This is a genomic window from Pigmentiphaga sp., assembly GCF_019689535.1.
GTDB lineage: Bacteria > Pseudomonadota > Gammaproteobacteria > Burkholderiales > Burkholderiaceae_B > Pigmentiphaga.
In genome coordinates, this window is the sequence record NZ_JADGHH010000114.1 from 1 (window position 1) to 10,923 (window position 10,923).

A 10,923-nucleotide genomic window follows, 5' to 3' on the forward strand; every position below is an offset into this window, starting at 1 on the left:
AGCGTCTGGCTGAATCCAGAGAAGGAAACGACCGTTATCCATCAGCACAGTGAGTTAGAAGCAGCATGACTCATGTTCCAACTACCTTGACAGACGCCGGCAGGGTCCGGCAACGAATGCGGGTGTCGAAACCCAGGATGACACGCTGGCCCTCTTCCTCGATCATCAGGTGTTCGCGCACGCGCGCGGTCTTCCCAGACATGACGTCCAGGAGGCTCTTTCCCTGGATACCATTGAAGCCGGCCAAGCCCGCGCGCGCGAGGATGGTGGGCGCAATGTCGATGGTGCTGGCCAGTGCGCTGCTGGCACCCCGCACCGGCTGCCGGGGGTCATGCCAGATGAACGGTACCCGCACCAGCCCGCGATAGTGGATGGGGCCCTTCAGCATTAACTGGTGGTCGCCCAGGTAGTCCCCATGGTCACTGGTGAAGATCACCACCGTGTCGTTCTCCAGCCCCAACCGCCTTAGAGCCGCCAGGACCCGGCCGATCTGGCCGTCGATGTTCGTGATCGATCCATAGTTCAGCGCCAGCGCCTCCTTGGCCTCGCGCTCCGTGCAGGCGAAGATGGCGGGCGTGTGCTTGACCGCCTTGCCACCGTCGCGCTGCCGCCGCAGCCATGCGACGTGGGGCGGCGGCACCTCGCCGGTATGGAAGGAAGGCGGCAGCTCCATTTCGTCGGGGTCGTACATGCCCCAATACTTGCCCGGCGGCGTAAAGGGATGGTGGGGATCGGGGAACGAGCACTGAATGAAAAACGGCTGGCCAGCGGCGCGCTCCAAGCGCTCGATGGTACGGTCGGCGATATAGGCGCTGGGATAGAGCTCCTGGGGTACCGCCGTGCGCCAGGCTTGGCCAAACGAGGTCAGCACGTAATCCGGCGCGGGCGTGGCAGCCTTCGGCCCGATCAGGGCCTCCACCGCGGGATGGTGCCGGCGCAGCCATTGGCGATAGTGGCCGTGGACGGAGTCGCCGTGATCGTCCACCAGGTCTACATCCTCGAACCCATAGAACGGATAGTCGAGGTCGTAGCCTTCCTGCGTCAGCCACTTGTTGCGATTCTCCTGGTCGTAGCGTCCGGGCGCCCGCGCCTTCGCTTCGCGCGCCAGGCGATCGCCGGGGGGCGGCCACACCGGCGGGGGTGCCGCCTGCAAAGGTGTAGTCTGTGCCTCGGATCGTGGTGCCCGTGGTGGCCACCGCCTCAGTAGTGGTCGAGCCGTTACCCAGCGCCACGCTGTTGTCGGTGCTGGCCTTTGCGCCCGCGCCCATCGCCAGGCTGTTGTTGCCGGAAGCCACGGCGCCGGAGCCAGCCGCTGTGCTATTGGAGCCACTGGCCTCTGGGGCTGAGTAATCGCCGCCGGTTTGAGAACCGGTGATCCACTTGTTGGCTGCGGAGTTGGTGGCGTCGTTCAACTGGCTGACATTGACCGCATCGGTGGCATTGACCCCCGCCGCCAAGCCGGTGATGGTCTTACCCCCCATGTCGATACCCGAGGTGGTCACGCTTGGGCCGCCCGCGATGGTCAAGCCGCTGGCATTGAGCGTCACGGCCGAGCCGATGGCCACGCCATTGGTGTCGATGCGGGTGTTGCCAGTGGTGATGCTGCCATCGTTACCCAGGTCGATGTCCTTGGCCAGCTTGATCTGCAGACCATCAGTGCCATTGGCCACCACCCCGATGTTGCCATCGGTCAGCTCTCCCGTGGCTCCAATCGCCGGTAACGCGTAATTTGCGGAGATTTAAGGCGGTAGCAATGCACGCACAGCTCCTCGGGCGTGCGAATCATCCGCGACCCAGCGGCTCTGCTCGGGGCTGTGGCGCATGAACTCCTGACGCCGCCCGTAGTTTTTCACCAACGGGATAAAGCTGCGGCTCGTCAATACCAGGCCGTCGTCCGAACGCAGCAGAAAGGGCAACGGCACCCGTCCGAGTGCCTGGATTTCGCGATCACAGCCTGATATCACCTTCCACCGTTTAGGAGTCCGCATTTTTCCGCATTTGGGATCCAAAAGAACGCTGGCTGTGAACGCATCACCTTGGGTGGTGGAATCAGCTGTATTTTGGTCGTTTTCCCCCTGCCAAGCGTTTAAGATGCTCCCAGTCGTGGACAGCGACAGGAATTTCCATCCGGCACCAAGCAGAAGCCATTTGTGCAGAAGCCGGTCGCGTACGGGAAGCCAGAAGCCGATTCGCGGAATGGTCTGGTCCCGCCGGGCATGCCCACCTCCCGATTCAGACTGGTAATTGGTGAAGTCGAACGTATTCAAGGTCTCGGTCGTTCGGAAGGTCGCACGGCGTAGGCTCGGGCTCTACTTCTTCTGGCGCGACTGGGCAGTTTCGCCTTCGATCAACAAGACCAAGAATTTGGTAGAGGCCGGCTTGCTCCTTAGGGAGATGACTCGCTGGAGCTAGCATGTGGCACGAGCACTCTTCGGCTTATGGCTGCTGCTATGGGTGGACTGGGGAAAATATCGGACCCTCAGAACGAGCTACGAAACGCCGTTCACGACCAGCGCCAAGCCCAAAAATGCTGGATCGACCTCCTCCGCGAACCCTTCGGTGGCTGTGTTCGCGAATCACATGGGAAAGCGCTTCTCATTCACTAGCTTGCCCTGCCACAGCTCCGACATAACAAATCCGTTCTCCACGAAGCGGAACTTAACGTGCGTGTCCTAGGCTTCGCACGGGTTTTGTGTGCAGACTTCTGCCCTCCGTTTTTTCTTCTTGGACGCGATTGCGATTTGCTCAAGGGATGGGCGCGCAACCGGCGATATCGGCATCCATACGTGGAGCTCGAAGCGCTCCGGATTGGCACCGGCGTTTCGCACCTCTATCTGCGCACCCTGCTCTCTTAGTCGCCAGGCGGCAATCCACCGGTCTGAGTCTGTCTTGAACGTAAGGACGAAGTAGTCCAACCCCTCCCCGCACGCCCGCATTTCTTGCCATCCCCATAAAGAAGCGAAGGCGTGATTATTACTGAAAGCAATTTGTTTACGCAAAGTGGAAAAAACCCAGGACGGTAAGGACTTCTTGGACGCCCTTGAACTGCCAGATCCTGGATGGTGAGTTCGGCAACTGATCGAGGACGTTGGCGCCGGCCAAATTTGGCAACAAATGTCGATTTTTCATAACGTTTTGCCCGCTCCGCTCCCCTAGCTAGGCCGCCCAGCAGGGGGTATCGTGCAGGCGCACGAAGCAAAAACGTGCCTTCCTCTGTTCCCCCTTGGATGATCGGGCTCCTACCAGGTCATCCCCGCTGCGGCGCTGCCCACAACCGGCGTCGCAGCGTTTTTCTACATGGAGGGTGAACTCGCAAGGTTATCCCTGCCTGACATTTGCCCAACTCCGAAGGCAGGGAACCCGCTGGGACAACCACTTCACCGATCGCATGGCGCCCCCAAGGAGCGCGTCACTTGAATTTCACACCAGGCCAAGGGACCTCGGCAGCACACACATAATCGTGTCCTTGGTGACATCAACGAGGATGCGTTACCCGGACCGAGCGATGCGCGGCTAAGGCAAGGTCGTCATCGCAGACTGGTGCATCGGGGTTCGCCTTAGTTTGAGCCCCTGCGGGAGCGTGCCTAAGGGCTTGCGTCAGCGAGTCCGGCGATGTTGCACTCCCCTAGCCCGCCCGTCGCGCAAGCAGCTTGCAGAGCCTGGGGCTTCACGGCATGCCTACATCGATCGGCACGGCGCTCAATGCGACTCAGGAAGCTTGCGCACGGCTTGAGCCCTGTAGGCAACACCGCCGACTGTCGCAGAAAACCGGAAGTTGCTCGATGACAGCCAAGAAAAAAGGCACAGGGCAAAAACCCTGTGCCTTTCACATTCGAATTCAAGGACTGATCCGTCTGTCGGCGGTGGTGGGTGCTACAGGGGTCGAACCTGTGACCTACGCCTTGTAAGGGCGCCGCTCTACCAACTGAGCTAAGCACCCGCCGAAGAGGCGGAAACAATGTGTGCCGCCTCGAGAACGCGTAGTATAGCGGATTACCCGAACTCTTGCCGAGGCAGCCCCGACTAAGGCGCCTCGCGAGCCAGACACCGATTAGTTGACGGCATCCTTGAGGGCTTTGCCCGGACGGAACTTGGGCACCTTGGCTTTCTTGATCTTGATGGCTTCGCCGGTGCGGGGATTGCGGCCCGTGCGAGCAGCGCGAGAAGTCACTGCAAAAGTGCCAAAACCGACCAGTGTCACAGTGCCACCTTTCTTGAGCGTCGTTTTCACCGCCTGCACCAACGCATCCAGCGAACGGCCAGCGGCCGCCTTGGAGATGTCGGCATGCTTGGCGATGTGGTCGATAAGCTCGGTCTTATTCATTAGGCCCCTCACAAGGTCTATCTGTGGAAAAAATTTGTTGGTCCCGATGCTGGGTCGCAAGGGGCACCCCCAGAGCGCGACATACCGCGTCAGTACCACCCGCGCATACGAAACGCAGAGGAGTATTTAATCCTCGGGTAGAAAGGCGTGTCAAGGGAAACCCGCTGGAAAACCGCGTAAAACCTCATCGTGCTCCCTTGGAGCCAAAAAAAGAGGGCGCTTGCGCGCCCTCTGCCCTTTCAATCGGCGATGATCAGTGCTTCATGACCGGGTCGGCCGAACTTCCGCCTTCTGCCGTAACGTGGGCCTCGACCTTGGCCTCGGGCTTGGCTGCAGGCTCTTCCTCCGGCAAGGGATCGGGCAGGCGTTCGAGCGCGAGCTCCAGCACGCGATCGATCCAGCGCACCGGCACGATCTCGAGCTGGTTCTTGACCGTGTCCGGGATCTCCGCCAGGTCTTTGGCGTTCTCCTCGGGAATGAGGACGGTCTTGATGCCGCCCCGGTGTGCCGCGAGCAGCTTCTCTTTCAGGCCGCCGATGGGAAGAATCTCGCCGCGCAGCGTGATCTCCCCGGTCATGGCGACGTCTGCCCGCACGGGGATGCCCGTCAACGCCGACACGATGGCCGTGGTGATCGCAGCGCCGGCGGAGGGACCATCCTTGGGCGTCGCGCCTTCGGGAACGTGCACGTGCATGTCCTTCTTCTCGAAGACGGTGTGATCGATGCCCAGGCGCCGTGCACGCGAGCGCACCACGGAGCGGGCGGCCTCGACCGATTCTTTCATGACGTCGCCGAGCGAGCCGGTACGCTGGATATTGCCCTTGCCCGGCATCACCGCCACTTCGATCGTGAGCAGGTCGCCGCCGACCTCGGTCCAGGCCAGGCCCGTGACCTGGCCCACCTGGTTTTCCTTCTCGGCCACGCCGAAGGTGTAGCGCCGCACGCCCAGGTAATCGCTCAGGTTGTCGGGCGTCACGACGACCTGTTGCTGCTCGCCCTTGAGCAACAGGCCCTTGACGACCTTGCGGCAGATCTTGCTGATCTCGCGTTCGAGCGAGCGCACGCCCGCCTCCCGCGTGTAGTAGCGCACAATGTCGCGCAGCGCCGACTCCTCGACCTTGAGCTCATCGGGCTTGAGGCCGTTGTGCTTCATCTGCTTGGGCAGCAGGTGCTGGGTGGCGATGTGCACTTTCTCGTCTTCGGTGTAGCCCGAGAGGCGAATGACTTCCATCCGGTCCAACAGCGCCGGCGGAATGTTCAGCGTATTGCTGGTCGCCACGAACATCACGTCGGAAAGATCGAAATCGACTTCGACGTAGTGATCCTGGAACGTATGGTTCTGCTCGGGATCCAGCACCTCGAGCAGCGCAGAGGCCGGATCGCCCCGGAAATCCATGCCCATCTTGTCGACTTCGTCGAGCAGGAAGAGCGGGTTGCGCGCGCCCACCTTGGCCAGGTTCTGGAGGATTTTTCCGGGCATCGAGCCAATGTAGGTGCGACGGTGCCCGCGGATCTCCGACTCGTCCCGCACGCCGCCGAGGGCCATCCGCACGAACTTGCGGTTGGTCGCCTTGGCGATGGACTGCCCGAGCGAGGTCTTGCCCACCCCCGGAGGCCCGACCAGGCACAGGATGGGCGCCTTGACCTTGTCCACGCGCTGCTGCACGGCGAGGTATTCGAGGATGCGCTCCTTGACCTTCTCCAGCCCGTAGTGGTCGTTGTTGAGCACTTCTTCGGCATGCTGGAGCGAATTGTTGACCTTGCTCTTTTTCTTCCAGGGCAAGCTCACCAGCGTGTCGATGTAGTTGCGCACCACGGTGGCCTCGGCCGACATGGGCGACATCAGGCGCAGCTTCTTGAGTTCGGATTCGGCCTTCTTCTTGGCCTCCTTGGGCATGTGCGCAGCCTTGATCCGCTTTTCGAGCTCTTCGAAATCCGCGCCGTCCTCGCCCTCGCCCAGCTCCTTCTGGATGGCCTTGACCTGCTCGTTCAGGTAGTACTCGCGCTGGCTTTTTTCCATCTGCTTCTTCACGCGGCCGCGGATGCGTTTTTCCACCTGAAGAATGTCGATTTCGGTCTCGAGCTGCGCCAGCAGCGCCTCCAGGCGCTCGGCGGTGGAGAACACCTCCAGCATCTTCTGTTTCTGCTCGAGCTTGAGGGGCAGGTGGGCGGCGATGGTGTCGGCCAGGCGCCCCGGCTCGTCGATGCCCGACAAGGAGGTCAGGATCTCGGGCGGGATTTTCTTGTTCAGTTTGACGTATTGGTCGAACTGGGACACGATGGCCCGGCGCAGCGCTTCGATCTCGGCGCTCTGGCCACGATCGGGATCGATGGGCACGAGCTCGCACGAGAAGTGCGCGCCCTGGTCGTCGATGCGGGTGATGCGGGCGCGCTGGGCTCCCTCGACCAGAACCTTCACGGTGCCGTCGGGCAGCTTCAGCATCTGCAGAATGCTGGCGACGCATCCGATTTCGTAGATGTCGTCCGCGGAAGGCTCATCCTTGGCGGCCGATTTCTGCGCCACCAGCATGATGCTCTTGCCGGCCTCCATGGCGGACTCCAAGGCCTTGATCGACTTGGGCCGGCCCACGAACAGCGGGATGACCATGTGCGGGAATACGACCACGTCGCGCAGCGGAAGCAGCGGCAACTCGATCGGTTCGGAGGGGAGTATCTGGCTCGCAGACATGATTCGTCCTCGAATTTGAATGCTATCAGGATGAGGGCGTAAGCGTGGATTTCAAGCGTCGGCGGGCAATCGGGTCTGCGAAAGCAGCCGGATCCAGGCCATTTTCCCGCGTCTAGGCTCGAAAAAAAGGCATGGACCCGAAGGTAGGCGCAGAGACATCAGTCGCCGGACGGGCAGGCATTTGCACGCCATGGACCAATGTAGCACATAGCGCTCCCGCCACGCGGCAACGCGCGCCCCGTGCAGCAGCACCGGGCCCGGCAATCCGGGCCCTACTCCGCCGCTCGCGGCGCGCTCCCGCGCGCAGGCACGCCTACTGGCTGGCGACCTTGGGATTGTCGCCGTAGATGAGCAGGGGCACGCCTTCACCATTGACGGCGTTCTCGTCGAGCACCACCTTGGTGACGTTGCCCAACGACGGCAGCTCATACATGGTGTCGAGGAGGGCCGCCTCGAGGATGGAACGTAGCCCGCGGGCCCCCGTCTTGCGCTTGAGCGCTTTCTGGGCGATGGCCTGCAAGGCCTGCGGGCGCACGTCGAGCTCGGCACCCTCCATCGCGAACAGCTTCTGGAACTGCTTGACCAGCGCGTTCTTGGGCTCGACCAGAATTTGGATCAGCGCTTCTTCGTTCAGCTCGTCCAGCGTGGCGACGACCGGCAGGCGGCCGACCAGCTCGGGGATCAACCCGAACTTGATCAAGTCTTCCGGCTCGACCTCGCCGAACAGGTCGCTGACCGACCGCTCGGCCTCGGACTTGACCGAGGCGCTAAAGCCTATGCCCGACTTCTCGGTGCGCCCGCGAATGACCTTTTCCAGACCGTCGAACGCGCCGCCGCAGATAAACAGGATGTTGGTCGTGTCGATCTGCACGAAGTCCTGGTTGGGATGCTTGCGGCCGCCCTGGGGAGGAACCGACGCCACCGTGCCTTCGATCAGCTTGAGCAGCGCCTGCTGCACGCCTTCGCCCGACACGTCGCGCGTAATGGACGGATTGTCGGCCTTGCGGGAGATCTTGTCGATTTCGTCGATGTAGACAATGCCGCGCTGCGCCTTCTCGACGTCGTAGTTGCAGTTCTGCAGCAGCTTCTGGATGATGTTCTCGACGTCCTCGCCCACGTAGCCGGCCTCGGTCAACGTGGTCGCGTCGGCGATCACGAAGGGCACGTTCAGCAGGCGGGCCAGCGTCTGCGCCAACAGCGTCTTGCCCGACCCGGTCGGGCCGATCAGCAGGATGTTGCTTTTCGACAGCTCGATGTCGTCCGCCTTGCCGCCGGCATGGCGTATGCGCTTGTAGTGGTTGTACACCGCCACCGACAGGATCCGCTTGGCCCGTGTCTGCCCGATCACGTATTGGTCGAGGATCTCCTTGATCTCGGCCGGCGTGGGGAGCTCGGACTTGGCACCGGTCTTGACGTCGGCAGCCGCCTCGTCGCGAATGATGTCGTTGCAGAGGTCGATGCACTCATCGCAAATGAACACCGAAGGTCCGGCGATCAACTTGCGAACCTCATGCTGGCTCTTGCCGCAAAACGAGCAATAGAGCAGCTTTTCGTTCGACCCTTTCTTTTCCGACATGGTCAACCCTGTTCGCTACGGCGGCTGAAGACTTTATCGATCAATCCATAAGATACTGCGTCAGCCGCCGACATGAAATTGTCGCGTTCCGTATCCACCGCGATGCGCTCGATCGGCTGGCCGGTGTTTTCGGCCAGGATGCGATTCAGGCGCTCGCGCAGATACAGGATTTCGCGGGCGTGGATTTCGATGTCTGTCGCCTGCCCTTGGGCGCCGCCCGAGGGCTGGTGAATCATGATGCGGGAATTGGGCAGCGCGATGCGCTTGCCCTTGGCCCCGGCAGCCAGCAGGAAGGCTCCCATGCTGGCGGCCAGCCCGGTGCAGAGGGTCGCCACGTCGGGCTTGACGAACTGCATGGTGTCGTAGATGGCCATGCCCGCATAGACCGACCCGCCGGGCGAGTTGATGTAGAGCGAGATGTCTTTGTCGGGGTTCTCGGACTCCAGGAACAGGAGCTGAGCCACGATCAGGTTGGCCGAGGCCTCGGTGACCGGGCCAACCAGGAAAATGATCCGCTCTTTCAGCAAACGCGAGTAGATGTCGTACGCACGCTCACCCCGACCGGACTGTTCGATCACCATCGGCACATAGCCGAGGGATTTGGGGCCGAGCGACTCGGCCCCATACATCGATGCGTAGAAATCTACGAAGCGTTGCATCAGGTGGTTCCCATCAATTCATCGAAAGAGACTTGCTCGTCCTTGACCTTGGCCTTGGACAGGACGTGTTGGACGACGTTGTCTTCCAGCACGATGGCCTCGACCTCGGCGAGGCGAGCCTTGTCGGTCAAATAGTAACGCACGACCTCTTCCGGGCGCTCGTAGCTCTGGGCGAAGTCCTCGATCCGCGCACGGATCTGGTCGGGCCGGGCCTTGAGGTTCTCGACCTTGACCAGCTCGGACACCAGCAGGCCCAGGCGCACGCGACGCTCGGACTCGGCCGAGAAGGCCTCCGCGGGAATGGGCAGCTTGTCGGCGTTGGGCACGCCGCGCTGCTTGAGGTCCTCGCGCGCCGCGGCGATGCGGCGCTCGGTGTCATCGTTGACCAGCGCCTTCGGAATGTCGAAGGTAGCGGCCTTGGCAAGGGCGTCCATCACGCTCGCCTTGGTACGGGCGAGGGTGCGGTTGCGGACCTCGCGCTCCAGGTTGGCGCGGATGTCCGCGCGCAGTTTCTCGACGTCGCCTTCGGCCTGGCCCAGTTGCTTGGCGAACTCGGCGTCGACCTCGGGCAGCACGCCCTCTTCCACCTTCTTGATGGTGATGGTGAATTCGGCTGTCTTGCCCGCGACCTCGGCCGCACCGTAATCGGCCGGGAACGTGAGCGGGAATTTCTTGGTCTCGCCCGCCTTCATGCCACGCACGGCTTCCTCGAATTCGGGCAGCATGCGGCCTTGCCCCAGGACGATGGGGAAGTCCGTCGCAGAGCCGCCGTCGAATGCAACGCCGTCGATGGTGCCGGCGAAATCCAGCGTCACGCGGTCATTGTCGCCGGCAGCGCGGCCTTCGCGCTCGACGAAGGAGATGCGTTGCTTGCGCAGGATCTCGACCGTGCGCTCGACCTCGGCATCGCCCACTTCGCTCTTGGCGTTCGACACTTCCAGCGTGGAGAGGTCGGGGATCTGGACCTCAGGGTAAACCTCGAAGGTGGCGGTGAAGCCCACCATGCCCTCGGGCACGCCTTCGGTCTTGGGCTCGACGGACGGCGAGCCGGCCAGGCGCAGCTTGGCCTCGCTGACGACCTTTTCCAGAGCGTCGCCGATCTTGGCGTTCAAAACCTCCATCCGCACTTCGGGCCCATAGGTGCGGGCCAGCATGGACAGAGGGACTTTGCCGGGTCGAAAGCCCGGCATCTTGGCGGTGCGGGCCAGGCGCTTCAGGCGCGTTTCGACTTCTTTTTCGACGTCGGCCACAGGGACGGAAAGATCCACGCGCCGCTCAAGACCTGACAGGGTTTCAACCACAGGCTGCATGCAAAAACCTATATTGAGTATGTGTAATCGACAGAATCGGAGTTACCCGCGCCGCGAGAGGCACCGCAACCAACATCGATCCGGGCATTCGCGAATTGTGCCACAGCCCCGGACGGCGCCTGGGCGACGCCCGGCTCCCGGGGAGCAGCCTCGTGCCGGCTGCGGCCGGACACCGCCAGGGTGGTTCAAAACTCATTCATGGTGCGACCGAGAGGAATCGAACCTCCACAGGATTTCTCCCGACAGGACCTAAACCTGTTGCGTCTACCAATTTCGCCACGGTCGCATCCGGAATGGGATTGTAACCCGACTATGAAAAAACGCTTGAAAGCCTCCCTGCCCACCCCTTCCGAGCCGGCCGGACC

The 10,923-nt window shown here is 62.1% G+C and carries 8 protein-coding genes, 2 tRNA genes and 1 pseudogene; 1 reads left to right on the forward strand and 10 read right to left on the reverse strand.

Features of this window, described 5'->3' with window-relative positions:
* Window positions 1–70: 70 nt before the first annotated feature.
* Together IRZ12_RS11055 and IRZ12_RS17575 are read right to left on the reverse strand one after the other, a co-directional pair.
* On the reverse strand, window positions 71–1,132 hold the full coding sequence (locus IRZ12_RS11055; RefSeq protein ID WP_296468334.1) for a sulfatase-like hydrolase/transferase: 1,062 nt from the start codon (window positions 1,130–1,132) through the stop codon (window positions 71–73).
* Between the two features lie 115 nt (window positions 1,133–1,247).
* Window positions 1,248–1,481, reverse strand: a pseudogene (locus IRZ12_RS17575) (hypothetical protein); the annotation flags it as partial.
* On the opposite strand from IRZ12_RS17575, the gene IRZ12_RS11065 reads away from it, so the two are divergent.
* A complete protein-coding gene (locus IRZ12_RS11065) occupies window positions 1,372–1,728 on the forward strand; it encodes a hypothetical protein (RefSeq protein ID WP_296468338.1) in 357 nt (118 codons plus the stop codon). The pseudogene IRZ12_RS17575 and the gene IRZ12_RS11065 sit on opposite strands and share 110 nt — an antisense overlap.
* A gap of 11 nt (window positions 1,729–1,739) precedes the next feature.
* On the opposite strand, the gene IRZ12_RS11070 is transcribed toward IRZ12_RS11065, so the two are convergent.
* From IRZ12_RS11070 to IRZ12_RS11105, 8 genes are all read right to left on the reverse strand, one after another.
* Window positions 1,740–2,267: a hypothetical protein gene (locus tag IRZ12_RS11070; RefSeq protein ID WP_296468340.1), complete on the reverse strand. Its 528-nt coding sequence runs from the start codon at window positions 2,265–2,267 to the stop codon at window positions 1,740–1,742.
* A gap of 1,597 nt (window positions 2,268–3,864) precedes the next feature.
* Window positions 3,865–3,940, reverse strand: a tRNA-Val gene (locus IRZ12_RS11075).
* Window positions 3,941–4,051: 111 nt separating this feature from the next.
* The gene (locus IRZ12_RS11080; RefSeq protein WP_296468350.1) at window positions 4,052–4,372 is read right to left on the reverse strand and encodes an HU family DNA-binding protein; all 321 of its coding nucleotides are present in this window, start codon (window positions 4,370–4,372) and stop codon (window positions 4,052–4,054) included.
* A gap of 205 nt (window positions 4,373–4,577) precedes the next feature.
* Window positions 4,578–7,013 carry an endopeptidase La gene (gene lon, locus IRZ12_RS11085; protein WP_296468342.1) on the reverse strand — a complete coding sequence of 812 codons (2,436 nt, stop codon included), beginning with the start codon at window positions 7,011–7,013 and terminating at the stop codon, window positions 4,578–4,580.
* Between the two features lie 313 nt (window positions 7,014–7,326).
* Entirely contained in the window at window positions 7,327–8,589 is a 1,263-nt protein-coding gene (gene clpX, locus IRZ12_RS11090) for an ATP-dependent Clp protease ATP-binding subunit ClpX (protein ID WP_296468344.1), read from the reverse strand.
* Window positions 8,590–8,591: 2 nt separating this feature from the next.
* Complete coding sequence (gene clpP, locus IRZ12_RS11095; RefSeq protein ID WP_296468346.1) at window positions 8,592–9,248, reverse strand: ATP-dependent Clp endopeptidase proteolytic subunit ClpP; 657 nt, start codon at window positions 9,246–9,248, stop codon at window positions 8,592–8,594.
* Window positions 9,248–10,558, reverse strand: a complete 1,311-nt coding sequence (gene tig / locus IRZ12_RS11100) for a trigger factor (protein ID WP_296468348.1) — start codon at window positions 10,556–10,558, stop codon at window positions 9,248–9,250. Before tig ends, clpP begins: the two co-directional genes overlap by 1 nt.
* Before the next feature lie 199 nt (window positions 10,559–10,757).
* Window positions 10,758–10,844: transfer RNA gene (locus IRZ12_RS11105), tRNA-Leu, on the reverse strand.
* Window positions 10,845–10,923 lie beyond the last annotated feature (79 nt).